We start from the raw sequence: 25,409 nt of genomic DNA on the forward strand, positions 1-25,409 counted from the left end.
AATTAATCTGTGCAAAAAAGTGTTGCTTCGAAATCGGCTAGAGCGAATTTCTCTGACAGGATTCAAGACGCTCAATCCACTTACTGACTTTGAGCCACGATCGCGGACGGTGCTGATCGGCCCCAACGGGGCAGGGAAATCCAATTTCATCTCATTTTTTCGTATGGTGAGCTATGCGCTATCTGGACCAGACCAGTTGGCCCGTTATGTTGCTCAACAGGGCGGCTCTCGCCGAGTCCTTCATGACGGACCGGATTGCACGCGTGAAATCAGGGCCACATTAACGATCCAAACCTCTTCTGGAATGAGTGATTACGACTTTCGTCTGTTCCATGCTGCCGGAGACACGCTGATATTTGCCAATGAGCGGTATCGCTTTACTCGCTCGGAATGGGAAATAAAGCCAAATTGGAATATGCTCGGTGCGGGGCATAAGGATCCAGAGCTTCTGAAGGCTACAAGTGATCACCTGACTGCACGTGTCATCCATACTTTGCTACGGAAGATTGTGGTCTATCAGTTTCACAACACATCTGATAACTCACGGATTCGTGGAAAATGGTCAATCAATGATAACCGTTGGCTTAAGGAAGACGCGGCAAATGTCGCTCCGGTACTCCACCGCCTGAAAACCCAAGAACCCCTCTATTACCAGCGTATCGTTGATCATATCCGACTCGTTCTACCGATGTTTTCTGACTTCGAGTTAGAGCCGGACTATGGCAACTTGATGTTGCGATGGCGAGAAAAAGATACGGATGAGGTATTCGATGCCTCTCAGGCATCAGATGGTTTCCTCCGTATCGTCGCCCTGATCACTCTACTTCTTCAGCCATCAAACGACCTACCAGACACTTTAATTCTTGATGAACCCGAACTCGGGCTACACCCGTTGGCAATTAATATTATCGGCAATCTAATCGCCGCAGCTTCCGTTAAGATCCAGATCATTGTGGCCACACAATCGGTTCTGATGGTTGACTGTTTTGACCCCGAGGATATCGTGGTTGTTGAACGACCAGGTCGTGCGTCGACATTTCGACGACTTGACTCCCACAAACTTGGTGAGTGGCTCTTCGACTACTCTTTATCAGAATTATGGGAGAAGAATGTGATTGGAGGACAGCCTTGAAGTCTTATCGGCTTAACTTCATCGTAGAAGGGAAGACTGAAGAAAGATTCGTCAACCAAGTGTTGCAAAGTTACTTCGCTGACCAAGCAATTTACACCGCAGTGCACTGCGTTACGACCCGGCGTGACCGGCGTATGCCAAACATCATGGAACGAGGTGGTCTGACAACTTACCGCCACGCATACAAAGACATTCAGAAATGGATCAAGGAGGAAAAGACTGAAAATGTCAGATTCACAACCATGTTTGATCTGTATCGACTGCCCCCCAACTTCCCCGGTTACGAGGATGCCAACAATGAATCCGATCCCTACGTTCGGGTGAGGGCCTTGGAAAAGGCGTTGGAGGAATCCATCTGTGACCGACGATTTATTCCGTACATTCAGCTTCACGAGTTTGAAGCCCTACTGTTCTCTGATATACAGCAACTCAGCCTACAAGTCCCGGAGTATTCAAAGGAAATTCATAAGTTGGTGAAAATAGCGTCAGATTTCAGCTCTCCCGAATTGATCAACGACGGACGAACAACGGCGCCTTCGAAACGGATTATTGAGGCAATCCCTGAATACAATAACCTAAAGGCGTTTGTTGGTCCGATTGTCACTTCAAAGATTGGCCTCCCGATACTCAAATCGCAATGCCAACATTTTCGGGAATGGCTGGAGAAACTGACGACTGCCTTTACCTGACTGTAGCGACATTCAATCCCTTTCTGAGGGTTATCAGTGGATGATCTTTACCAATACTTGTCATTAGCCCTTCAACGATCCGCTGTATTGGGGGCAAATCCTATGTTACCCGATCATCACAATTATCCTCCCCTCCTATTTAGTTGATCGAATACCCGTCTGGCTGAATTTCTGGCTCCTGCAACAGTAAATATGTTGTACCGAACTGTTTTAATTGTGGCAAAACTCAGTAACGGCATCCAGAACGGTCGTCACGATATCCTTGCGGTCATAAAAGTCAAATTGATTGATATCATCCGCTAACCATATTTTCTGGACCGGAACTCCCACTGCCTGTTCATAAGCAGCAGCACCGGAAGGTAAAGCCATCCCCTCCGAGCCAACCAGCAGGGTTGGTTTCTTTAACCTTGATGCGGATGAAAGAGCATTGTAGGTAAGCCAAGGCTTCCAGCTACAAACATTGAATTTATTGTCGTATTCTGGAATCAGTCCCCTGTGTTCCTCGGTGTAATAAGGTGCCTGAAACATCACAGATGTATCATCAGTCGCACTGGCGGCAATCAGGATCTCAGGAGAATCTGATTGCTCTGAGGCCTCACTGGCACTGATAAGTTTATCCACCGCATCATCACCACCATAAATGTTGACTGCCATACCTGGATCATGAAGCCAAGGGGCTACTAACGCCAATTTTGAGAGGTTTTTACTATCGGCTGCAGCCTCAGCCATATAACCGGATGATGCACATATACCAAGTCCGCAGAGATTTTGAGAATCAACATCATCACGAGTCATGAAATAGGCAATTGCGGCGTGAATATCTTCGGTCTTAACAGCCGGATCTTCCACATATCGGCGATTCCCCTGACTCTCCCCCCAACCTGTGAAATCGAATGCCAGTGCAATCGTCCCACGCACGGCAAGCTCCCGAGCATAAGCACCCGCCATCTGCTCTTTGACTGTTGTCCAAGCCCCGGTGACAATAACAGCTGGAAATCGGCCACTCTTATCAGCAAGCTTTGTCCACCTTGGACGCGCAGGTTTATACAGTATTCCCTTGAGAGTAACACCTGCACTCGTGAACGTAACCGCTTCCGTTTCGATACCACTTGGGTCGGGAGTATTCTGCAGATTAATGAATTCCATGTCTGGCATTTTGGCTCAAGAAATCAAACAATTTCGCATATAACTATAATGGATGTATGATGTGCTCCCGATTGATTTTTTGAACGAATCACGCCTACTAACGATTTCGACAACTCAGGTACACAACCTTGATTCCCCACAATTCTTTTCGGCGGACACTACTGAGTGAGTTGGATCTGTGCTTTTACAGGCAGATGATCGGAGACATATCTGCCATTTTGAATTGAAACTACTGCTTCATAGCTGGAGACATCCCATTCGGGCGATACGAGTACGTAATCAATTCGTGGGGCTTCATTAAGTTGATCATTTTCAAGAAATCCACTGAATGTACCCACAGGCCCGATTACTGGCATCTTACTCACCACGTGCGCATCCTTTAATAAATCTTCTCCGGTTAAAGTCACAAAAGCATCAGAATCCGGGGTTGTATTCAGATCTCCGAGCAACAATACGGGCTCGCTGAGTTCCTGAATGCGCTCTGCCAAAAGCTTTGCACTCTGCATCCTAGCTTCAATTCCACGGTGATCAAAATGTGTGTTTACGACATGGATATCCAGATCTGTACCCCGCACTTTTAAGTGTACTGAAGTGGCCACTCTGGGAAGGGCAGCGTCCCAACCTCGACTCCCCGGTTGCTCGGGAGTCTCAGATAACCAGAAGGTTGTGGTTCCAAGTAGTTCAAAGATGGCTGTCTTGAAAAAAATCGGGGCAAACTCTCCACCTTCTTTACCGTCATCTCTTCCGACTCCCACCCAATCATAGTCGGGAAGCTGCGCAGCTAATTGTGCAACCTGATGACTGAGTGCTTCCTGAACCCCAATCAGGTCGGCCTGCCGCATCTCACTGGCAACCCACTCTACCCGATGGCTCCATGCACTTGCTCCATCATCGGGATTATCATAGCGAATATTGAAAGACATCGCTGTAAAACCCGCAGGTGTGGGTTGAGCGAGTACGACCATGATCAGCAGATTAAACATGTTATCCTCCTATCGTAATCATTGGGCGATTTTTAGAGGCTGCAATGAGATGCATCCCGGCATGCCGAGCGTGTTTTCTGCTTACCGCTGTATGGATCAGTTCCAGTAAATCCTGATCACTGGCTCCACTTCGCATTACACGGCGTAGGTTTACTTCGGAGCGCCCAAACAGACATACTTTTAGGTGACCATCTGCCGTGATCCGGAGACGATTGCAGCCTTCACAGAAATGATCTGTCATGGATGTGATAAACCCGACTTGACCAAGAAACCCCGGGACTTTGTACAGTTTAGCTGTTTCATTGCGGCCGTTGTGCAGTGCCTCAATTGGATACACTCGGCGAATAATACGGAGCATCTGGTCGTAAGGGACCAGTTTATCCTCATTCCAGCGATTACCATCAAAAGGCATGAACTCAATGAAACGAACCTCGATCGGACGATCACAGGTGAATTCAACAAAGTCGACAAGCTCATCCTCATTCACTCCCCTCATCACAACACAGTTGACCTTGAGCGGAGAATATCCCATCTTTAGAGCACTTTCAATTGCAGCCAATACAAGCTCAAGGCCATCTCGACGCGTGATCGCTTTAAAGCGATCAGGCTGCAATGTATCCAGACTTACATTGATCAAATTCACTCCAGCTGCCCGTAGTGCATGTAGCCTACGTTTTAGCAGTAGCGCATTGGTCGTCATCGCAAGGGTCTGAAGTCCTGGCAAGGAGCCTAGTTCTTCAGCAATTTTTTCAATCCCTGACCTGAGTAGAGGCTCTCCTCCAGTCAAACGGATCTTTGTCACACCCTGCTCAACAAAAAGCCGTGCTAAACGGATGATTTCCTGATCCGTTAACAATTTTTCGGGCGATGTCCAGTCAAGCCCATCTTCTGGCATACAGTAGCCACATCTCAGGTTACAGCGCTCAACAAGTGAAATTCTGAGATAGTTGTGCACCCTTCCAAACCCATCCGAAAGAACGCTGGCCTGACTCTTAGCGGGTGAATAGGATAATGGGAAATCATCGGGAACCTGCGACGTAGGGATGATGTCTGGCTCCGATAAAACCTTAAGTTCGAACATCATCTTTGCACTGCGAGGCTACAAGCAAGTTCTACAACAGTCGGAAATGTAAGATCTGATCTCCAATCTGCCAGATTGAACAACTCTGACAAAGTGATCTGGTTCGTTCATGTGTTGATCAACCCTGCGTGTGGTTTGGGACAGTTATTGATCCAAGGTTACCTCCATGCGTTAAAGTGCGGCTGTTCAGGAATCGAGACAGAATGGGAATCGTACTGGCATTTAGTGGCGGCTTAGACACCTCTTTTTGCGTTCCATACTTGCGTGAAAAGTACGATGAATCAGTATTTACCGTAACGGTGGATACTGGCGCATCCCTGGATGAGACTGCCTTGAAAGCTCGCTCCATACAGCTTGGGGCAGAAAAACATTTTCACATTGATGCCCGTCAGACCCTGTATGAGGACTATTTGAAGTTTCTCATTATGGGAAATGTCTTACGTGGAGGTGTATATCCCCTCTGTGTCGGCGCAGAACGTGTGGTGCAAGCTCTTGAGGTTGTCAAGATTGCCCGACAGGTCGGAGCTCGGGCAATTGCGCATGGCTCAACGGGAGCAGGCAACGATCAAGTACGATTCGATTCTGTGGTCCACCTGTTCGCTGATGAAATGGAACTCATCACACCAATCCGTGATGAAGGACTCACTAGGAAGGACACAACAGGATTTCTTCTTGAGCGAGGATTCTCCGTCCCTGAAAAGACGACCCGGTATTCCATCAATGAAGGGCTCTGGGGAACAACCATTGGAGGTGAAGAAACGCTCGGGACCGCCAAGCCATTACCGGATGAAGCCTACCCACATACTGTACCTGCCGCTGAAGCACCTGAAGCAGGCCTTGAGCTGCGTATTCAATTCGAGAATGGCTTACCCATTGCCTTGGATGGTGAGGAATTGCCTCCCGTTGCATTAATCACCAAACTTGCCTCTGTCGGTGCCAAGCACGGAGCTGGACGAAATATTCATGTCGGGGATACGATATTTGGACTCAAGGGACGAATTGGATTTGAGGCTCCTGCCCCTCTGATTCTGATCACCGCACACAGAGAGTTAGAGAAGCTTGTCCTCACCAAATGGCAACGCTATCAAAAGGATCAGTTGAGCGACTTCTATGGTATGCTACTCCACGAAGGACAATACTTCGATCCCGTAATGAGAGATATTGAAGCATTCCTGACCTCCTCCCAGCATGGGGTTACCGGTTCCGTATTCGTTCGGCTTTATAAGGGTAATATTTCCGTCCAGGGCTGCGAAAGTCCCTATTCCATGTTTGATAATGGCGTGGCCACTTATGGCGAAGAGACTGCTCTCTGGGATGGACCCGATGCTCGCAGTTTTTCGAAACTCAGCGGCCTTCAAGCTTATCTCGCGTACAAGGCACGCTCGAAAAAATGATTCGTACAGCAGTTCTGCATGGCAGCGGCTACGTTGGCCGTGAGCTTATACGACTGATCCTTCAGCATCCTCATGCATCGCTTGCATGCGTCACCAGCCGAACCTATGCAGGGAAACCACTGCATGTCGCACATCCAGCACTACGAGGACAACAAAAGATTCAATTTACCGCTGCTACGGAATTTGATGCGTCAGATATTGATGTCGTATTCGTGGCTGCCGAACATGGTAAGGGGGCGGCGAGCGTCAGAGCATTGATTGATAATGGATATACGGGATACATTATTGACATGAGCTCTGATTTCAGGTTTAAAGATGTATCGAAGTTCGAATCACTCTTTAATGTGAAACACCCTGCTCCTGAACTGATCCCCGAATTTAAATACGGACAACCAGAACTCTTTGCCCCCTACTCTACCCGTTTCATTGCGAATCCTGGTTGTTTTGCGACGGGAATGCTTCTTGCTATCTGGCCGATTAACCAATGCTGTGCGGAAGCCGACGCTTCTATCATCGCACTCACTGGAGCATCCGGTTCAGGAATTCGTCCAAAACCAACGACTCATTTCCCAGAGAGAGATGGGAATGTACGAGCCTACAAGGTGCTTGATCATCAGCATTTAGCTGAGATTTCACAGTTTGTCGGTTCCGGTATTCATCTGGCTATGGTGCCGGTATCTGGACCCTGGACACGCGGCATATGGGGAACAATCCAACTTAAATCTCCCCTACCTGAATCCGAAATTGCAAAATGGTTCAAGGACCTGTATGATCACCATCCGCTCATTCGACTCTGGCCAGGTAAACTTCCAGAACTGCATTATGCCGTCGGTTCTCCGTATTGCGATTTGGGATGGGTCATGCGAGATGAAGATCTCGTGATTGGCTTTGCTTTAGACAACATGCTTCGCGGGGCTGCTTCACAAGCAATCCAGAACATGAATCTGTTGACGGACTTGTCGATCACAACCGGGCTTGTAGCGGAAACTCACTGATGAAAACGCAAACGATCTTGAAGGATGAAGATACATTTCTCATCCCGACCTATAAGAAAATGCCCCTCGCACTCGTGCGTGGCAAAGGATGCTATGTATGGGATGCGGATGGGAATCGTTATCTGGATTTTTACGGAGGCCACTGTGTGACTGCCCTTGGGCATTGCCCTGCCCCGGTGGTGGATGCAATTCAAAAGCAGAGTGAGCGGCTTCTCTTTTATTCGAATGTTGTTTACAACGATACCCGGGCTCATGCTGCTAGGCTACTGGCAGAAATGGCGCCACTCCATCGGATTTTCTTCTGCAACTCCGGTACGGAAGCAATTGAAACGGCGCTCAAGATCGCTAGAAAATCCACCGGCCGAAACGGTATCATCTCTACAAAAAACGGATTTCACGGACGTACTCTTGGAAGCCTGGCAACCACCTGGAATCCATCCTATAGAAATCCTTTCAAGGATGTATTGGCATCCGCGCATTATTTCGCCGAGTTTGGAGATCTGGAATCTGTAGAATCGATCCTTTCTCGGAACGAAGGCATTGCAGCCATACTCCTTGAGCCAATTCAGAGTATTGCTGGAATCGTAGAAGCTTCCAGCGATTACTTCCAAGGGCTCCGCGAGCTGTGCAATCGACATGATGTGTTGCTGATTTTTGACGAAATCCAGACCGGTGTGGGACGCACCGGCACATTTAGTATTAGTGAACAATTTGGAGTAACTCCAGACATGATCACGCTCGCTAAAAGCCTCGGATCTGGGATTCCCGTCGGTGCGTTGTTGTTAAGTGACCGACTCTCTGATGAAGTTCAGTATGGAGATCAGGGATCTACCTTTGGCGGAGGCATGATTGCAATGAGCGCTGTCATCGCAACCTTGGAATCGATCCAAAATGATGGCCTGATGGAGCGAGCGCCGGAAATATTTGATGCCATTGAGACTGCGATCAAACCGTACGTGACTGAAGTGTGCGGACACGGCTGCCTGATCGGCGTAAGGACTGAGCTGAGTACAAGTGATATTCTTCCAGCTCTGCGTAAAAATGGCGTATTAGCCGGTGGAAGTGCAGATCCGAATGTCATGCGCCTCATGCCACCTCTGATCACCAATGCAGAGCATATTTCAGAATTCGCTGATGCGTTCAAAGACGTGATGGTGCGTGCTCATGCCTGATTCAGGACTGCATCACTTATTTGATTGGCATCTCGAAGATAACTTGACATGGGAAGAGCAATTAGCTCGTACCCGCCATCATTATCATCGCCCCCGATCGTTACGCAAACCGGACACTCTCCGCAGTCTTGGACTGCTCTTCTTTAATTCCTCGTTGCGTACACGCACATCTATGGAAGTAGCGGCAGCTCGACTCGGTGCTCATACCTCGGTCATTATCCCGGGATCTGGTGTATGGGGAATGGAATGGAATGATGGTGTTCGTATGGATGGCAAATCAGTAGAGCACATCCGGGAGGCGATTGGCGTACTTTCACGATACTATGACGCGTTGGGCGTGCGCCTATTTGCAACAGGTACTGATTATGCAATTGATCAAAGCGAAGCACGATTCAAAAAAATTCTTGAGACTGCTACTGTACCGGTTATCAACCTCGAATCCGCTTTATATCACCCTTGCCAGGCCCTGGCAGACGCTGCAACGATCAGAGAACACTTCAGTGATGAAGTCAAAGGACGACGCTTTGTTCTTTCGTGGGCATGGCATCCTCGAGCATTAGCACAGGCCGTACCGAATTCTGCCCTTTTAATGGCAACCCGGCTTGGCATGCAGGTCACCATTGCGCGACCAAAAGGGTTTGAGCTTGACCCTGAGATTATGCGACTCGCGGAATCATATACGTCAAAGCATGGCTTCTCATTAACAGAAACAGATGATCAGGACGCTGCCTGCGAGGGAGCAGACATCATTTATGCCAAAGCCTGGGGAAGTCAGTTGCGTTATGATGATCTGGACCAGGAAAAAGTGTTACGCGATCAGTACCAGAGTTGGCAAGTTCGAGAACACCATCTCGGTAATGCCGCCTTTATGCATTGCCTCCCTGTGCGCCGGGGAGTCGTGGTGGAGGATGCTGTTCTCAACAGCTCACAAGCCATCCATCTATTGCAGGCAGAATTTAGACTGCATGCACAAATAGCAATCCTAGAACGAGCCTGGAATCTCATATGAGAGCACCAATCGTGATTAAGATTGGCGGGGCTGTCCTTGATAATTTGACACGATTCTGGGATCAGATCAAGGCCATGGATTCTCCTGTGGTGATTGTACATGGTGGTGGAATCCAGTCAACCAGTTTGGCCAACCGACTTGGTCATGCTCCCAAAATCATTGAAGGGCGCCGGGTCACGGGTCCCTTGGACCTTAAAATTGCTGAGTGGGCGATGAGAGGCGCCGTGAATGTGAAGCTGGTAGCCGAGGCAAATGCCTGTGGACTGAAAGCAGTTGGGCTTAGCGGAGCTGATGGAGCCATGATAAACGTCCGTCGACGCGAACCATGGCTTATTGATGGTGAGAAAGTTGATTTTGGCTGGGTTGGTGAAATCGTCTCCATTGATACCACCCTGATTGAAACGATTTCTGATGCTGGATTCATCTCCATCATCGCTCCACTTGGCATTGACAATTCGGGACAGCGCTACAATGTCAACGCGGATACGGTTGCCTACACACTCGCAGCACGTATCCATGCAAAAGAACTACTTCTGGTAACGGATTCGGGGGGTGTTCTTCGAAACCTGAACGACCCTTCTTCACTACTTCGAACATGTTCCCCCTCCGACGAAACAGCCGGGATCACACAGGGATGGATCAGTGGAGGGATGTCTGTAAAGATTCAAACAGCACGCAGTGCACTCGAAAAAGGAGTTTCCAGTGTGTGGGTTTTAGGAGTAGATGATCTGCTCGAGAAACAGAATGCCACTTCAATTATCATGGAGAAAGAATGAGAGAAAAAAAGGTGCTCAGCCTGCTAGACTCAATGATTCGATTCCCATCATTGAGTGGTCAGGAGGATGAAATTTGTTCTTACATGCAATCCTATGTGGATCAAGCGGGAATTCAAAGCGAGCGTATTGAAAATAGCTTGTTCTTCTGGTTAGGAGATGGGCCAAACAAATTGCTCCTGGCATCTCACCTAGATGTAGTCCCTCCCTCTTCCAGCCATCCCTATCCCCCCTTCGATGCTACGCGCATAAACGGGAAGATCTATGGTAGAGGTGCCTCAGATGCAAAAGCATCCGGGGCTGCCATGACATCGGCACTCCTGGAGTTAGCATCCGAAAATTGGAAGCCGGAAGAGGGTCAGCTCATCGTTGCCTTGACCGAGTGTGAGGAGACTGATTATGAGAATAATGGCCTACAAAAACTCTTGCAGACCAAGCTGCCGCGGCCACAGTCTGCATTAGTCGGTGAGCCGACGAATTTACTCCCCGTAGTTGCTCAGAAAGGATTGCTTGTATTACGGCTTGATGCCAAAGGCCACAGTGCTCATGCAGCTCGGCATGCGCTTGGAGAGAACGCAATCCTCAAGGCTGCAGATGATATCCGGCGTTTATTGAAACTCAAGTTCGATCGGTGTCATCCCATTCTGGGGGACACCAGCATGAATGTGACGACCATCCAAGGGGGAGTTGCCCGAAACGTGATCCCCGATCATTGCACCATTTATCTAGACATTCGAAGCACTCCCGCCTATACACACGATGAAATCGTCGCAACGATTCGCGCTGCCGTGGAATCCGAGGTCACTGTTCACAGCGATCGGATTATCCCCGTATGTACTGCGACAGATGAGCCCATCGTGGAAGCTTGCCTGACTGCAGCCCCTGGGACTCAACCAGAGGGCTCTCCAACTGCAAGCGACTGGATATACTTGCAGGGGATTCCTGCGGTGAAAATTGGCCCCGGCTCTAGTGAACTATCCCATACGGCAAATGAGCATGTGGACCAATCTGAGGTCGTTCAAGCTGTCGACTTCTATAAGACTGCCGTGAAGAAATATTTTAGCTTGAGCAGGTAGAATACTCTTCTCTCACTTCTCCGAGTCGGGCTGTGACAAAATTATGCCAAACACGGGAACACGGAAGATACACTTCTTTATGAGCGGCGAGTAGTAATTGGACGAAGGGCATCATCAGAATCTCCTCGGTCGGGAGATGCAGCAACTGTATGTGGGCACTGAGATTAGCAGCGGTAGATCTACAGCCTCTGGCGCAGAAATATGCGCAAGGGCATGGGTTAATCTGGCTAGACAGTTCATCAAGATCTCTGCGGTTTGACCGTTACTCCTATCTCTGTATTGATCCGGTTGAATCCATCCCGGCAACGGCAAAGATGGATGATCTGCGGAGTGTACTCCATCGTTATACGACTGTCAGATGTATGGAGGACGGTCCTCCATTTCAGGGGGGATTGGTGGGGTTTTTTGATTACGAGTTTACCGAAAATGGTTCCCCAATAGCCATACAGACTCGTAACCAAGGCGGTGCAAACTGCCACTTCAGGTTGTATGATACAATTGTCGCTGTGGATCACCATGCCGACCTTACGTGGATCATCTCGTCTGGCTTTAAAAATGGATCAAACAAGCCGTGCGAGGACATCGCAAAAGCACGCATCAATGCAGTCAGACAGGATATTCGGGACATACCAAAACCTGTTACTCCTACAGTGGATCTTATCTGGCGCAATGAGATCACAAAACAGGACTATTTGAAAGCAGTGCATGATATCCTTGATTTCATTCACGCCGGAGACATTTACCAGGCGAACTTTGCTCAGACTTTCGCGGCAGATTTACCCCGAGATACAGACCCGTTGCATATCTATCTTTCTACCCGAAAGAGTAATCCTGCTCCCTTTTCTGCGTATGGCGTTTTCGGCAAGCGGAGCATTGCATGTACCTCCCCAGAACGCCTGATCACCGTGAATGCGCAGGGACTGGCCGAAGCAAGACCGATCAAAGGAACGATTGCACGGTCAGACTATCCCGATGAAGATCAACAGCTCAGAGAGCGGCTTCTCAAGTCTGAAAAGGACCGCGCTGAAAATATCATGATCGTGGACCTACTTCGCAATGACTTGTCACGAGTCTGTAAGCCTCATTCGGTGAGAGTGCCTGAGCTTTGCGTACTGGAATCCTATGCCGGATTGCATCAACTCACATCTTCTGTTCAAGGCCAGTTAGAGGATGGTAAGGATGCCTTTGATCTTTTGTCTGCTGTGTTTCCTGGAGGATCCATCACAGGAGCACCGAAACGCCGTTCCATGGAGATCATTGATCAGATAGAACAATTTTCCCGTCGTGCCTTTTGCGGATCATTTGGATATTTTGGGTTTGACGGTGCAGCAGATTTTAACATCATGATCCGGACTATTCAATTCCAAGACGACCGTGCATGGCTCGCTGTCGGGGGTGGGATTACTTCTTTGTCCCATCCAAATGAGGAGTATTCTGAGACCTTGCTGAAGGCACAGAAGATACTTGATGGGACTGAAAAAGCAAGCGTTGAATGATCTTGATACTTGACAACCGAGACAGCTTTGTCTATAATATCAGCCGATATTTCAGGGAGCTTGGTGAGGCGACCGATGTGGTTGGATCTGATCATGTAACGCTGGATGATATCGAAGTAATGCAGCCCAAAGCGCTGGTAATTTCGCCAGGTCCCTGCACACCAAATGAAGCCGGGATCAGTTTGAGTGTAACTTCGCATTTTTCTGGGCGAATCCCGATCCTGGGTGTATGCCTCGGCCATCAGGTAATCGCACAGTCCTATGGCGCGGTGGTGACACATGCCCGGTTCCCGAAGTATGGTCGGGCAAGCTCTATGATACACGATGGATGTGGCCTGTTCAAAGGGTTACCCAATCCGTTGACCGCAGGCCTGTACCACTCCCTAATCGTGACACAAGTTGATAAAAGTGATCTGATCATTCAGGCCAAATCACCAGAGGGGGAAATCATGGCCCTGCGACACAAGCAGAACCCTACATTTGGAGTTCAATTTCATCCAGAATCAATATTGAGTAAATCTGGACATGAACTCCTGCATAATTTCGTACAGATTGTAGAGCGGTTTCAATGTTCCTCTTAGAGCAGTTGGGCAGACAACACGCAATTCGTCCTTTTGATCTACGAGATCGGGGACTACTGCTCGCAGATGGGGTATTTGACACATCCTTGATTGTGTGCGGCACCATGGTCCTGCGCTCGGCTCACGTGAACAGGCTTGTGCGTGATGCGACTGCGCTTGAGATTAACATTGATCAGCAAAGGATCAACGATCTACTTGATAACAACCTGACCGAAGATCAGAATGGAGTGTTGCGCATCACGGTTACATCAGGCCCTGCAGAAAGATGGAGTTTGAATACTCAAATGATACCCCCAACAGTTCTACTGAGCCTATCACCGCTGAACAGGAGTGATCAGTTTAAGCCAATCTCACTGCAAACCAGTCTTATTCGCCGAAATCATACCTCACTCACAAGCCGCCATAAAACCCTTGCCTATACGGATAACCTGGCGGCTCTGCGAGCCGCCCGCACTGAAGGCTATGACGATGCACTCTTCTTAAATACCCGCGGAAATGTTTGCTGCGTTACGACCGGGAATCTGTTTCTGAAAATTGGCAACACCTGGATGACTCCACCGGTCTCCGACGGTATCCTGCCAGGGATCATGCGTCAATGGGTTATGAAGACTGCTCCACACATAGGTCTTGGAATTATAGAACAAACGATAACGGAAGACGAGTTGCGGTTCGTGGAAGCTGCATTCATGACGAACAGCGGGCGACTAGCGGTGCCAATTTCAAAAATGGACGGGCGAGAGCTTCGGCCACAGTTACCAGATGGACTGGAAGACACTGCCATGGAGCTGGTCAGGACATCCAGCGAGCATTGAAGTCCGTCCAGATCCGCTTGAGAATTTTGAACGGGTATTGCTCGACCACTTTCATTGCTGCAAGAGCCGAATATTTAGTTCTCAGCGACCTTGTTATCAAGCTCTTCGAACGTAAAGCGAACGCTCATAATGTAAGGGGACTCGTTTTTTGTCCAGTGACCATACGTAGTAGTAACCACGGTCCCGTCGGGAAGTATCTCAACTCCCGGATAGGCAGTATCAGCCCCCTCGTGGTTGTCCATAAGTCGTACACGATACTGTCCTTCCTGACCATGCACGATATCCTCATACGTACCAACCCATCCGACCCAGTCGCCCCATGTGGGTGAAACATGTGTACGGTCACGAAATGAAATAAATAGTCGACCATCCGGGCCGTAGATGGCCTGATGTCTGTCACCGGTGAGAGCGCCTGTGACTTCCATTGGTGTACTCCATGTTGCGCCTTCATCATCCGAGAACGTTACGAAGCTGTTGAACTGACGGCTATTCTCTCTCAGTAACATGGCGATTTGTTGGCCGTCGGGGGACCGAATGACACCTGGTTCGCACAGATCAGCCACGGGATGCGTAACGACAACTTCGGGCTGACTCCAAGTTAGCCCGCCATCGGACGATACGGTCTTGTACACATAAAATTGTCCCCGCTCTTCCTCTCGTCCATTGATAAACCTTCCATCGTCGTGAAAAAATGCCATATAGCGGCCATCTCGCAATCGAATTACATCTCCCATAGCTACGATTCCACCAAAATCTCCAATGGGATCTAATGGGCTCCAAGTGTTTCCTTCGTCCTCGGAAACAGCCATACGGATGGGATACAACCCGGAAAACATGATTAAGCGCTTTGTCCCATCACGATCAATTACCGGATAGAGTGTTGGGACCTCCTGTGAGGTTGACCAGTTGTCCGGCACGGGGAGGCGGTCACTCCAAGTGAGCCCGCTGTCGTGACTTTTCTTCATCACAACTGCACCGCGTCCGTGTCCCTTTGGATATACGGTGATGATTGTATGCTGGTCATCCAGCAGCACAGTGGTTGGATGGCCGAGGTACTGGTTTGACTCTCGATCTACTAATACTTGTCGGTGAGTATCTTCGGCAAGGTCAACGAGCGGGATACTGAATCCCCCGGGCCTGTTTGTACCACTTGGGTGGAAAACGCCCGTGGTGACAAATTCCCGGATGTGGAGTTCACCTTTTGCCAAAGGCGCTACACGGCCAAGCGAGGAAAATGTGAACCCAAACCGCCCGATACCTGCAAAGCTACCCACTGAATGAATCAACTGATCATCAATCAGAAACCGGATTACACCATCTGTTCGGATAGCTTCAAAAGTAAACCATTCTCCGGGTTCAAGATGGGGGCGGGCATCACCAAGAACTACATGATGCCAGCCTGCTAAAGCACCAGACAGGTATAGCTGTTGATTGGGGCCATCAAACCCGAGATAACTCTCTCCCAACTGGAATGCTGCGCCCGTAGCGTTTAGCTCGGGAAGGCTGAGCTGTGCTGTTATCTGGAAATCCCCCGTCGCAAGGTCACGATCGGCGAACAGCCCTGCTTCATCTGACGTGCCTGATACAATTGCGATGTACCCATTCTGCTCAACCCATGTACCCAGACTGCCCATTTTCACGACACCGTTCTGGGTGACGGTAATAGTTTCTTGTGCCAGGGCCGCGAATGTCAATAGTAATGTGCCCAAGAGAATACACACGAGTTGATTGATTAATATGAGGCGTCGCATAGGTAATGAGAAGGGTGCTTTAAAAGTGGGACAATTTTCAGTCGGCATGTTTTCGAGCCCATTCAAAAAATCCGATTTCTTCCAGTGCTTTGCGCATTTCTGAAATTTGGGCCGGTGTAGCGGTGGAATGGGGCAATCTGTGGGGGCCACAATCTTGGCCGATCAGACCCATAACAGCTTTGAATCCTGCACGTCCACAGGTTTTCAGAATTACTTTTATCATCGTAGATGCCCTCGCCTGATGGCGCCGGGCCTCTTCTATCCGTCCCTGTTCGCAGCAGGTAATAAGACGGTTATAGAGTGGTGTAGCAAAATTATATGTCGTACCCACTGCTCCGCGCATGCCTGTCATCCATGCACCGAGAAGCATCTCATCGACGCCACATACAAAGTCATACCTTTCGGCATAAGGACACGCTGAGACTTCGTGCAGACGTGTATCTGAAAATTTTACACCAACGAGCGAATCCAATCGCGACACTGACAAACTCAGGAAATCATTCAGATCCAGCTCTACCCCCGTCTTTCCGGAGATATGGTAGTAGTAGAATGGGAGATCCGGTGCACCTGCAGCAATCACAGCCAGACAGTCCACCAGTGATCTTGTCGATTCAGGCTTGAAATAATAAGGGGGCGTGGCCGAAATAGCACTGGCTCCAATCTGTTGGGCATGCCTGGCGAGGGTTTGTGCTTCCTGTAGACTGTTATGTCCGACATGGACCACCACAGGTACACGGCCGGCAACAGCCTGCATAAATTTTACTGCAGTATGCTGCCGCTCGCGGAGTGTCAGTGAGACCCCTTCCCCCGTACTACCCAATACATATAATGCAGAGACACCATCTCTTAGTAGATGTTCGACTAAGTCTGGGATACGGTCAAGATCCACTAGAGCATCATCTTTCATGGGTGTGAACGCTGCCGCGGTAAGACCTCTCAGCCGGATTGATTTATCGATTGGCGCCTGCATCATTCCGATTCTTGTTTCGGCAACCCGCTTTCCAAAGTATAGATTGTTAACCCGCTAAGCTGTATGTGACGGCTGGGAAGAATGTTACTCATGATGTATCCTACGACAAAGCAGGTCAATATGCCAATACTTGCATAAAGGAAGAAATGAATGGCTGTGAAAGCACTTACTAAGTAGAGTACGATTGCACTGGTACAGGCGCCAATCAGTGCCCCAGTACCATGTGCACGGCGCGTAAAAATACCCAGAGCAAAGAGACCTGCCAGGCTGCTCCCCAATAATCCCAATAATTCAAGGAAAAAGTCGAACAATGAAGCAATTTCGATTGTAGCCATTAGTAAACCAATGGTGGTAGCTAGAAAGCCTAATCCAACAGTCAGCCATTTGGCCAATCGCAGACGGATTGACGCAGTGGAACGCGGCTTAAATCTTTTGTAAAAGTCGCATACCAGTGCGGCAACGGCGCTATTGAGACTACTGTCAAGGCTGGACATGGCTGCGGCAAAAATCCCGGCAATCAGGAGGCCTGATATACCTTGGGGTAACTGCTGTATGATAAACAGCGGGAAGATTGCATCGGTTGATAGCGAAGGCTCCAGAGCGCTTGCGTGCTGTTGGTAGAACACAAACAAGGCTGTCCCCAAGCAGAAAAAAAGCAAGCTACCGGGGATAGTGAGTACTGCATTAGTCCAGACAGATCGTGCAGCAAGTTTTTCATTTGCCGTGGTTAGGTAGCGTTGAACTACCGTTTGATCCGCTGTATAGGGGATCAAGTTGCTGAAAATTGAACCTCCCAGCACCACCCAGACTGCCGTAGTCGTCGCATCCCACGACCAGGTCAGAATATGAAATTTGTTCTGAGCGGTGGCAACTTCTATCAATCCAGGAGCCCCACCCTCAATGTTCGAGACCAAGACAATGAGGCTCAAAAAAGCGCCGCCTAAGAGTACAATTACCTGCATTACATCTGACCAAATAACGGCTTCCATGCCTCCCAATGCTGTATAGAAGGTGCTCAGTAGTCCCATTAGTAATATGGCCAAGTAAAGATTGAAGCCTGTAACTGCGGATAAGGCTATTGCAGGGAGAAAGATCACTACTCCCATACGTCCGAGCTGGAGGAGAACGAATGCAAGGCTACCGAAAAGTCGAACTGCTACATTAAAACGTCGCTCTAAAAATTCATAGGCCGTCGTTATCTGGAGTCGGCGGAAGAAGGGTAGATAAAGATAGACTACTATCGGGGCAACCAGCAGGATGGCAATCTGCCCAAGAAAGTACACCCAATCCGTAGCGTAAGCCTTGGCGGGGATGGCCATGAAGGTGATGGCACTCAGCTGTGTTCCGAAGATGCTGATTCCTGCTGCCCACCACGGGATACGTCTACGAGCTAGAAAGTAATCAGTATCACTTTTTCCACGGTTCCAGAAGTACAGACCCATTCCTGCAAGGACCAGGAAATAGACAACCACGACAACGTAATTTATTGTGCCGAACGGGGCGACTGTATTTCTGGGTGTGACCTTCCAAACCGCGGCAGTTCGTACTCCCGGGCGTGTTTCACCACTTGAGATGAAAATATTATCGCCTTGTTGCACTGTTGGGACAGTGACCTGCCCCATGGGCAAAGTTCCCAGCTGCGCCCAGGTGTCCGTGATGACGTGATAGGCCAGCACGTTACGGCTGAATCCAGGGTGTTGGTTGCCGAGCTCTTGAACGCGATCTACATCTACTCCAGTATTACCTCCCAATACTAGAAGGTGTGAGGGGCCCAAAGTGATTGCAGGAGAAGGGGCCGCAGCTGTAGGATACGGTAGATCGTGCAGTTGCTCCCATCCATGTTGAGGGTCATACCGATAGGCATCGGTGAGAAACTCGTAAGCCACTGAGTCAGACAAATTTGGCTTCAACGCGGTACCACTGAAGAGATAGAATTCCCCGTCTAAGGCACCCGACACAGCACTATGTCGAGATGGACCAGGCAAAGATTCGAGTATTTGCCATTGCGCATCAGGATCAGCAAGATCCAATGCCCAGAAATCCTTGCTCGCGACGGTATCGTTGGGGGTCTCCAGTCCTCCGGCTATGTAAAGGATATTTCCAGCTACGGCCCCGCTAGCAAATGCTCTGGGTTGTGGAAGTGCTGGCAACAATCGCTGGGAGATGCTCTCGCCGTCCCAGCGCAGCGCAACCACCTCCACAAAATGCTCCAGGGCATTTCCCCCGCCTGCACAGATTACTTCATCTTCCCATTGGGCTGCTACTGCATAGCCCGTCGGCCTGGTAAGTGTGAATCCGCTTTTCCACTCACTGAAGGAGGAGGTCAGAACGTAGAGGCTGTCAGTCCAGATCTTCTCCCCACCCTGCAGATACGGGTCCCGAAAATGTGCACCTCCGGCCACGACCAGTGCTCCATTTGAGATTCCTGCGCATGGACCACCTACTCCAATTGGATCCGGGAGATCAGGCAACCGATACCAATCAAACAATTCTCCGGTTCGCACGTCCTGGCCTTGCAGCGCAGCAACTTGAAATAGTAGGATAAATAGGAGAAGGACTCGCTTGGCCAGTTTTATCATGGATACATCGCCCAGAAAGAATATTTAATCTCAGGGGTGAAGGTAACCTCCTGCTACATCAGTTGGGCGGCACCATATAATCAGGGATTAGAAACAGACTGGGGGAACAATGGACATGAAGCAAGAGGAGGAACACAAGAGCGCTCCTGGTTCTAATGACAATGGACCATTTCCTGACCCTTCAATATCCTACCGTACGATAGTCATGGCTTTTGATCGCTCAACCAATTCTCCATCCATGTCTACTCTTAGTGTGTAATAATAGACTCCCGACATTAAGCCCCCTGTACTGATTTCCAAACTATGCCCATGGCCTGCGCCAAACTCACCATAGGGCACACTCTTGACAATTCTACCTAATACATCAGTTACGATAACTGAAATTTGTGCTGGCACTGGCAAATCAAATTCTATCCTTGTTGTCTCCGAAAACGGATTCGGATAATTCCCCCATAGGGTCAATGACATGGGCTGCTCTAATTCTTCAATATTCACTCCCAGATTGTCTGCAATCGTGATCACTACCTCCTGCGTGATTCCGTCGTAACCGCCCCCAGATCCAGTAATTGTGAGCGTCACTTTATCATTTACATTATCTTCATCTCCAACTGTGCTCAGCGTAACTGTCTGAGCAGTGGACCAGTCGTCAACCCCAAAGGTCAAAATAGTCGGAGAAGGTATCAGGTCCGTGTTTTCATGTCCACTCAATGTCATCGTTACCTCATTGGATGGCTTAGCCTTCAGCGCAACCTCGAATGCTATCGAGTCTCCCTCCACAACCGATAACCGTGTTGGTGCCGAAATCGCTGCTACATCAATCCAGCGGTCATTCCTGAGTTGGAGCGTACGCTTTGCATTTTCTACAAGTTCATTTTGATTCTCACCATAGACCATAGCAAAATCCACTACAACTTCTGAATTTACATCAACTGAGTAAGGGCCAGAACCTATTAACTGTGCATCTCCAGCTCCACTTCCCGTTCGTGATGGGCTGATGATCCCTCCCGTCAGTCCCTCCCAGACATCTTCCGGTTGATTCAAGTCCCCAATCTCATTGGAGTCATAAGTTCTGTAATGTATTCGGGCATTTTCGGATAGTACAGCGAATCCCACATAGCCACTCCTTGAATTGTGTTCCTGATCTAGATTCACATTAGGGAAAAATCTTTCAATATTCCCATCTTGATATCTGGCCATACTATATTCACCAGTACCAAATGAATCAAAATACAGTCCAATGAGCAAATCCTTGATTGCCGTACTGGTCTGGTTACGTATTGTATATCGAAAAAGCACTCCATCTTCGAATTGACTCTGCGTATTCACAAGTGATTCCTGAATAATTTCTAGGCCTGGGGGAAGCTTGTTTGTCTTGTTCGTCATCGTCACACGGCTTACTTGCTCCCCGCTCCCATCCTCCAGAAATTGCATTGAACTAACAGGCACAAAATCTTGGCTCTGAGGGCATCTCATAAACTGACACTCAGGTACGTTGAACACAGAACCTGCAACCGTTCTGGGAGCTATCCCAACCAGTAATCCTGCCTCATCCATCAACCCATCTCCTTTCAAGTCCATTTGCCCCAGTGTTTCTTCGCAATGCCAGTGCGCCCAAACTTCCCCCGTATCCGTATGGCCAATATTCCCCTCCGAGGTCATGGTATAGCTGAACGTGGCCGTTTCATGCAATGCCAATTCTACAGGATTAACGTATAACTCAATCGCATCTGATCCACTCACAACCCCTCCATCTGATATACGGATACGGGGCTCAATAAACAAAAATGACCGGTAGGGGAAATTTGGCGTTGCCATGACGGAGAAATCTATGGATGTTTTCGCGCCACTCGGCAGCGATCCAACACTGAACGTATTTCCACTCGGAAAGACGATACCAGGAGATTTGGCAACAAACTCTACCGTAACGTTCTCTGCATCGGCCAAGAACGACTCAAATGTTGCAGTTATGTTTATCTGTTCTGATGGGCGAAAGCAATAACCTTTCTCACGGTCAGTCACTTCCCACTCCACCATTCGGATGGACACTTTATCTGTCTCCGTTACGGCGCGATAGGCATTCACATACCCCCGTCCCAGTAGTCCTTCATATGAAGGGGGATGCTCCTGATATATTTTCTCATCCGCAGTTACTCGAATCTGCTCACGTATTTGCACCGGTGAAAACTCAGGAAACTGTGTCTTCACCAGTGCTGCGATTCCAGATACCAGAGGAGCCGCAAACGATGTGCCCCACCAAAACCGATACTGATTATTCAAATCCGTGGTCATAACTCGAACCCCAGCCGCGCAAACATCAACACCATATCCATAATTCCACGCATTCTGATAGGACTGGCCTTCTGTACCACAAACACTTAGAGTTTCCTGATACGATGCGGGATAGCTCCGAGGATTATACCCGCCCATTTCAAAGTCATTGTTCGATGCCGAAGCGATCACAAGACTCCCGAGGTCGAGAGCTGCCCGCATAGTAAGAGCATCAGTTCTAAGGGGACCATAATTGAGTCGGCCATAGCTGGCATTGATAATATGTGCCCCGTTAATCGCAGCGTACAAAACCCCTTCCCAAGTGTAGCAAAACCGACGGCTATTCGGTCCACACGCCACGTCAATGGGCATAAATTTTGTATTCCAACTGGTTCCAGCCAAGCCTATACCATTGTCTGCTACAGCAACTGCTGCACCTGCAACAGCAGTCCCGTGGTTATTGCCCTCCAGAGGTCTGGAATTATTCGTATCATCTGAAAAACTCCATCCGTGCAGATCATCTATAAATCCATTTCTATCGTCATCTATTCCGTTATTTGCAATTTCTCCGGGGTTCTCCCACAAATTTGCCCGCAGGTCATGATGCTCCCAATCTGTACCGGAGTCCACGATTGCAATCACGACATCCGAATCTTCTCCCTTCACGACCTCCCATGCCTTTGTCATTTCCATCATTTGCATATATCCTTCGTTCGAAAACAAAGGATCATTCGGCATAGGTGGGGATTGCTTTCTCACTCCCCCGATTGGAACTGGAAATGCAGACACGGAATGGCGATACTGTGGCTCAGCGTACACAACTCCCGGGTTGGCCTCAATTATCCTAGCAGCGTGGTTCGGAGATATCTCCGCATCGTACCGAACACGGTACACTCGTTCTAATTCTTGAACACTCGCCAGTTGTGCTCGCTTGCCCCTCAACGTATTCAGAAACGGAAATGCCCGCTCCACTGATTGTACTTGTAGTACCGGTGGATAGGCAGCTTTTCCCAGATATGCGCCCTGTTGGTACTGAACGATAACTATCCCCAGTTTAATATTCTGCTCTGCCTGACGCGACTGAGATAGACTCGGTGCCACAAAACACACTACGAACAGTAGACATGTGGCAAGCCACTTCCACATTGGCTCACTCACAGTCCAGATCGACGAGATTGATTGTCCTTGGGCGGCTCGGGACAAGACGGTTGTTATCAGAATCGGTGTTCGCCTGATATCTGTGTTCATATGTGGCTTTGAGATATAGGCTGCAACAATAACAGTTCTGCAAGAGGCTCACACAATGAACAGAAATGACCGCAATCAGAATGCACTGACGGCTTCCGCCTCCTCTGTCTGTACAACAGGTTTGGTGCGCAAAAGATAATAGCGCACGCCATCAGTTAGCGCCTGCCAACTGGCATCCAGAATATTTGGGGAGACCCCCACTGTATGCCAGATATCCTCGCCGTTTGTATCGTGATGTTCGATCAGGACACGCACAGAAGCTGCCGTTGCTTCCTCTGGAGTAAGAACACGTACTTTATAGTCAGCGAGGCGTAAGGCTTCCAAGCGAGGATAGAAGCGACAAAGTGCTCGATTCAATGCCTTGGACAAAGCATCTACAGGTCCAACTCCCTCACTAACCGCAAGCTCACGATGATCTCCTACAAAAACAGCAACAGTAGCCTCAGACCACTCCGATCCTTGATCATCCTGTTCACTGTATACCCGTAGCCGATCCAGTCTGAACATCTCTGTATCTTCCCCCTGTATCGTTCGAAGCAATAGTTCAAAAGATGCCTCAGCACCCTGAAACTCATAGCCAAGGTGCTCTAACTCCTTAATGCGCTGGACCGCTCGCCGTGCCTGATCATTATCGTCGAGTGTAATCCCTAGCTCCTGCGCCTTGTAACGCACATTGGACTGCCCGGACAAGTCCGAAACCAATACCCGCCTTTTATTCCCCACCGCCTCAGGGACCATATGCTCATACGCAGACGGTTCTTTCATGACCGCCGATACGTGAATTCCACCTTTGTGCGCAAAAGCACTTCGACCAACAAATGGAGCACGGTCAATTGGCAACATATTACAGATTTCATACACGAACTGACTCAAATCTGCAAGTGTAGCCAACTGCTCTTCAGAGACACACCGATACCCCATTTTATGCTGAAGACAGGCAATCACTGTACATAAATCAGCATTCCCCGTACGTTCACCGATCCCATTGATTGTGCCTTGCACATGACGCGCTCCCGCTTCGACCGCAGCAATACTATTCGCGGTTGCAACACCACTGTCATTGTGCGCGTGAATACCAATGACATGCTGATTCATCACGGAACTTACATGCTCTGTGATTCGTCCGACATCTGCTGGCATACTCCCACCATTCGTATCACACAATACCAGCACGTCCGCACCTGACTCTGCAGCGGCACGTAGAGTGGCTAATGCGTATTCGGCATTGTCCTTGTACCCATCAAAAAAATGCTCTGCGTCATATATGACACGGCGACCGTTCTGAGCCAGCCATTTGACTGACTCCGCAATCATATCCAGATTTTCTTCCTTCGTTACCTTGAGGGCCTTCTCTACGTGCAGGATCCAGCTTTTACCAAATATTGAAACGGTATTCGTTTCGGCTTTGATGAGTGCAAGTAAATTGGGATCTTCACCTGGGAGGTTCTGTACGCGACGGGTAGACCCGAAAGCACAAATATCTGCCTGTTGCCAGCCTTCCTCAATCGCAAGTTCAAAAAACTCCTGATCTTTCGGATTCGATCCGGGCCATCCCCCCTCAATCACATTAATTCCAAACGCGTCAAGCCTGTGTGCAATACGAATCTTATCATTTACCGAAAGCGTCACATGCTCGCCTTGGGTACCGTCGCGAAGTGTGGTGTCAAATAATTCAATCCGTTCCATTAGGCAGTGGTAATCAGGCCATTCTTCCTTGCATATTCGAAGACGTTGCCCGCGTTAAGAATATCGGCCACATCTCCCAACGGTTTTAGTAGATACTCTTTCCCAGTCGTATGATTGGTTAGCTGCCCAATAGTTGTATCAAGTTCTAGTCTATCTCCGGTGCGGATTTCATGATTGATCTTCTCGTGAGACTCAAAAGGAATCACAAACCCTCCGTCAATCGTATTTCGATAAAAGATTCGCGCGTAGCTCTGGGCTACAACCACCTCGGCACCCGCCTCCGTCAATGCAAATGGTGCATGCTCCCGCGATGATCCACATCCAAAATTGACACCACCAATAACGAAGGTAAACTTGCTGATGTATTTGTCTGGATCTGTGAACGGAATATGACCTTGAGGGAGTCCTTGATCTTCTGCAGGGACACCGCTCATGGCAAAACGACCATACATACGTCGCTCGTCCGGTTTCTTAAGACTGTAAACCAAATGCTCCGCAGGTATGATTTGATCTGTATCAATCGCATCACCAACGACGTAAGCCAAACCACGAATAATTGATTCCATAA

20 protein-coding genes are annotated in these 25,409 nt (G+C 49.0%); 11 read left to right on the forward strand and 9 right to left on the reverse strand.

All coding sequences use genetic code 11. From position 1 onward, the window contains the following. The first annotated feature begins 22 nt into the window (after positions 1–22). Together F4Y64_07175 and F4Y64_07180 are read left to right on the forward strand one after the other, a co-directional pair. Positions 23–1,132 (forward strand): AAA family ATPase, encoded by a 1,110-nt coding sequence (locus F4Y64_07175; protein ID MXX97382.1) that lies wholly within the window; start codon positions 23–25, stop codon positions 1,130–1,132. Further along, complete coding sequence (locus F4Y64_07180) at positions 1,099–1,821, forward strand: DUF4276 family protein (GenBank protein MXX97383.1); 723 nt, start codon at positions 1,099–1,101, stop codon at positions 1,819–1,821. Before F4Y64_07175 ends, F4Y64_07180 begins: the two co-directional genes overlap by 34 nt. Positions 1,822–2,031: 210 nt before the next feature. Here F4Y64_07180 and F4Y64_07185 read toward each other — a convergent pair whose 3' ends face one another. The 3 genes from F4Y64_07185 to moaA all read right to left on the reverse strand — a co-directional run bounded on the left by F4Y64_07185 (position 2,032) and on the right by moaA (position 5,034). Then, positions 2,032–2,967 carry an alpha/beta hydrolase gene (locus F4Y64_07185; GenBank protein MXX97384.1) on the reverse strand — a complete coding sequence of 312 codons (936 nt, stop codon included), beginning with the start codon at positions 2,965–2,967 and terminating at the stop codon, positions 2,032–2,034. A 158-nt stretch (positions 2,968–3,125) separates the two neighbouring features. Next, positions 3,126–3,890, reverse strand: coding sequence for an endonuclease/exonuclease/phosphatase family protein (locus tag F4Y64_07190; protein ID MXX97385.1), 765 nt, complete (start codon positions 3,888–3,890; stop codon positions 3,126–3,128). 61 nt (positions 3,891–3,951) lie between these two features. Further along, positions 3,952–5,034: a GTP 3',8-cyclase MoaA gene (moaA, locus tag F4Y64_07195; GenBank protein MXX97386.1), complete on the reverse strand. Its 1,083-nt coding sequence runs from the start codon at positions 5,032–5,034 to the stop codon at positions 3,952–3,954. 200 nt (positions 5,035–5,234) lie between these two features. On the opposite strand from moaA, the gene argG reads away from it, so the two are divergent. From argG to F4Y64_07240, 9 genes are all read left to right on the forward strand, one after another. Next, complete coding sequence (gene argG / locus F4Y64_07200) at positions 5,235–6,425, forward strand: argininosuccinate synthase (protein ID MXX97387.1); 1,191 nt, start codon at positions 5,235–5,237, stop codon at positions 6,423–6,425. Next, positions 6,422–7,420: an N-acetyl-gamma-glutamyl-phosphate reductase gene (argC, locus tag F4Y64_07205; GenBank protein ID MXX97388.1), complete on the forward strand. Its 999-nt coding sequence runs from the start codon at positions 6,422–6,424 to the stop codon at positions 7,418–7,420. Before argG ends, argC begins: the two co-directional genes overlap by 4 nt. Beyond that, entirely contained in the window at positions 7,420–8,592 is a 1,173-nt protein-coding gene (locus F4Y64_07210) for an aminotransferase class III-fold pyridoxal phosphate-dependent enzyme (protein MXX97389.1), read from the forward strand. The genes argC and F4Y64_07210 overlap by 1 nt, the downstream gene beginning before the upstream one ends. Further along, complete coding sequence (locus tag F4Y64_07215) at positions 8,585–9,601, forward strand: N-acetylornithine carbamoyltransferase (GenBank protein ID MXX97390.1); 1,017 nt, start codon at positions 8,585–8,587, stop codon at positions 9,599–9,601. The genes F4Y64_07210 and F4Y64_07215 overlap by 8 nt, the downstream gene beginning before the upstream one ends. Then, positions 9,598–10,377 carry an acetylglutamate kinase gene (gene argB / locus F4Y64_07220; GenBank protein ID MXX97391.1) on the forward strand — a complete coding sequence of 260 codons (780 nt, stop codon included), beginning with the start codon at positions 9,598–9,600 and terminating at the stop codon, positions 10,375–10,377. The genes F4Y64_07215 and argB overlap by 4 nt, the downstream gene beginning before the upstream one ends. Continuing rightward, positions 10,374–11,450 (forward strand): M20/M25/M40 family metallo-hydrolase, encoded by a 1,077-nt coding sequence (locus tag F4Y64_07225; GenBank protein ID MXX97392.1) that lies wholly within the window; start codon positions 10,374–10,376, stop codon positions 11,448–11,450. The genes argB and F4Y64_07225 overlap by 4 nt, the downstream gene beginning before the upstream one ends. Before the next feature lie 149 nt (positions 11,451–11,599). Continuing rightward, positions 11,600–12,946 (forward strand): anthranilate synthase component I family protein, encoded by a 1,347-nt coding sequence (locus F4Y64_07230; protein ID MXX97393.1) that lies wholly within the window; start codon positions 11,600–11,602, stop codon positions 12,944–12,946. After that, the gene (locus tag F4Y64_07235) at positions 12,943–13,527 is read left to right on the forward strand and encodes an aminodeoxychorismate/anthranilate synthase component II (GenBank protein MXX97394.1); all 585 of its coding nucleotides are present in this window, start codon (positions 12,943–12,945) and stop codon (positions 13,525–13,527) included. Before F4Y64_07230 ends, F4Y64_07235 begins: the two co-directional genes overlap by 4 nt. Then, positions 13,515–14,339: an aminotransferase class IV gene (locus F4Y64_07240; protein MXX97395.1), complete on the forward strand. Its 825-nt coding sequence runs from the start codon at positions 13,515–13,517 to the stop codon at positions 14,337–14,339. Before F4Y64_07235 ends, F4Y64_07240 begins: the two co-directional genes overlap by 13 nt. A 74-nt stretch (positions 14,340–14,413) precedes the next feature. Here F4Y64_07240 and F4Y64_07245 read toward each other — a convergent pair whose 3' ends face one another. The 6 genes from F4Y64_07245 to F4Y64_07270 form a co-directional block, all read right to left on the reverse strand. After that, a complete protein-coding gene (locus tag F4Y64_07245) occupies positions 14,414–15,973 on the reverse strand; it encodes an exo-alpha-sialidase (protein MXX97396.1) in 1,560 nt (519 codons plus the stop codon). Between the two features lie 154 nt (positions 15,974–16,127). Beyond that, positions 16,128–17,063 (reverse strand): N-acetylneuraminate lyase, encoded by a 936-nt coding sequence (locus F4Y64_07250; protein ID MXX97397.1) that lies wholly within the window; start codon positions 17,061–17,063, stop codon positions 16,128–16,130. Beyond that, positions 17,060–19,639, reverse strand: a complete 2,580-nt coding sequence (locus F4Y64_07255) for a sodium/solute symporter (GenBank protein ID MXX97398.1) — start codon at positions 19,637–19,639, stop codon at positions 17,060–17,062. Before F4Y64_07255 ends, F4Y64_07250 begins: the two co-directional genes overlap by 4 nt. A 189-nt stretch (positions 19,640–19,828) precedes the next feature. Next, entirely contained in the window at positions 19,829–23,155 is a 3,327-nt protein-coding gene (locus F4Y64_07260) for a S8 family serine peptidase (protein ID MXX97399.1), read from the reverse strand. Positions 23,156–23,230: 75 nt separating this feature from the next. Further along, on the reverse strand, positions 23,231–24,841 hold the full coding sequence (locus tag F4Y64_07265) for a citramalate synthase (protein ID MXX97400.1): 1,611 nt from the start codon (positions 24,839–24,841) through the stop codon (positions 23,231–23,233). Then, entirely contained in the window at positions 24,841–25,407 is a 567-nt protein-coding gene (locus F4Y64_07270; GenBank protein MXX97401.1) for a 3-isopropylmalate dehydratase, read from the reverse strand. Before F4Y64_07270 ends, F4Y64_07265 begins: the two co-directional genes overlap by 1 nt. Positions 25,408–25,409: the final 2 nt, after the last annotated feature.

Source organism: Rhodothermaceae bacterium (assembly GCA_009838195.1).
GTDB lineage: Bacteria > Bacteroidota > Rhodothermia > Rhodothermales > Bin80 > Bin80.

What these genes read in the sequence shown, in the direction of transcription:
- F4Y64_07180 (MXX97383.1), top strand. Translation starts at nt 1,099, where the DNA reads ATGGGAGAAGAATGTGATTGGAGGACAGCCTTGAAGTCTTATCGGCTT.
- F4Y64_07185 (MXX97384.1), bottom strand. Translation starts at nt 2,967, where the DNA reads ATGGAATTCATTAATCTGCAGAATACTCCCGACCCAAGTGGTATCGAA.
- F4Y64_07190 (MXX97385.1), bottom strand. Translation starts at nt 3,890, where the DNA reads ATGTCTTTCAATATTCGCTATGATAATCCCGATGATGGAGCAAGTGCA.
- moaA (MXX97386.1), bottom strand. Translation starts at nt 5,034, where the DNA reads ATGATGTTCGAACTTAAGGTTTTATCGGAGCCAGACATCATCCCTACG.
- argG (MXX97387.1), top strand. Translation starts at nt 5,235, where the DNA reads ATGGGAATCGTACTGGCATTTAGTGGCGGCTTAGACACCTCTTTTTGC.
- argC (MXX97388.1), top strand. Translation starts at nt 6,422, where the DNA reads ATGATTCGTACAGCAGTTCTGCATGGCAGCGGCTACGTTGGCCGTGAG.
- F4Y64_07210 (MXX97389.1), top strand. Translation starts at nt 7,420, where the DNA reads ATGAAAACGCAAACGATCTTGAAGGATGAAGATACATTTCTCATCCCG.
- F4Y64_07215 (MXX97390.1), top strand. Translation starts at nt 8,585, where the DNA reads ATGCCTGATTCAGGACTGCATCACTTATTTGATTGGCATCTCGAAGAT.
- argB (MXX97391.1), top strand. Translation starts at nt 9,598, where the DNA reads ATGAGAGCACCAATCGTGATTAAGATTGGCGGGGCTGTCCTTGATAAT.
- F4Y64_07225 (MXX97392.1), top strand. Translation starts at nt 10,374, where the DNA reads ATGAGAGAAAAAAAGGTGCTCAGCCTGCTAGACTCAATGATTCGATTC.
- F4Y64_07230 (MXX97393.1), top strand. Translation starts at nt 11,600, where the DNA reads ATGTGGGCACTGAGATTAGCAGCGGTAGATCTACAGCCTCTGGCGCAG.
- F4Y64_07235 (MXX97394.1), top strand. Translation starts at nt 12,943, where the DNA reads ATGATCTTGATACTTGACAACCGAGACAGCTTTGTCTATAATATCAGC.
- F4Y64_07240 (MXX97395.1), top strand. Translation starts at nt 13,515, where the DNA reads ATGTTCCTCTTAGAGCAGTTGGGCAGACAACACGCAATTCGTCCTTTT.
- F4Y64_07245 (MXX97396.1), bottom strand. Translation starts at nt 15,973, where the DNA reads ATGGGCAGTCTGGGTACATGGGTTGAGCAGAATGGGTACATCGCAATT.
- F4Y64_07250 (MXX97397.1), bottom strand. Translation starts at nt 17,063, where the DNA reads ATGATGCAGGCGCCAATCGATAAATCAATCCGGCTGAGAGGTCTTACC.
- F4Y64_07255 (MXX97398.1), bottom strand. Translation starts at nt 19,639, where the DNA reads ATGATAAAACTGGCCAAGCGAGTCCTTCTCCTATTTATCCTACTATTT.
- F4Y64_07260 (MXX97399.1), bottom strand. Translation starts at nt 23,155, where the DNA reads ATGAACACAGATATCAGGCGAACACCGATTCTGATAACAACCGTCTTG.
- F4Y64_07265 (MXX97400.1), bottom strand. Translation starts at nt 24,841, where the DNA reads ATGGAACGGATTGAATTATTTGACACCACACTTCGCGACGGTACCCAA.
- F4Y64_07270 (MXX97401.1), bottom strand. Translation starts at nt 25,407, where the DNA reads ATGGAATCAATTATTCGTGGTTTGGCTTACGTCGTTGGTGATGCGATT.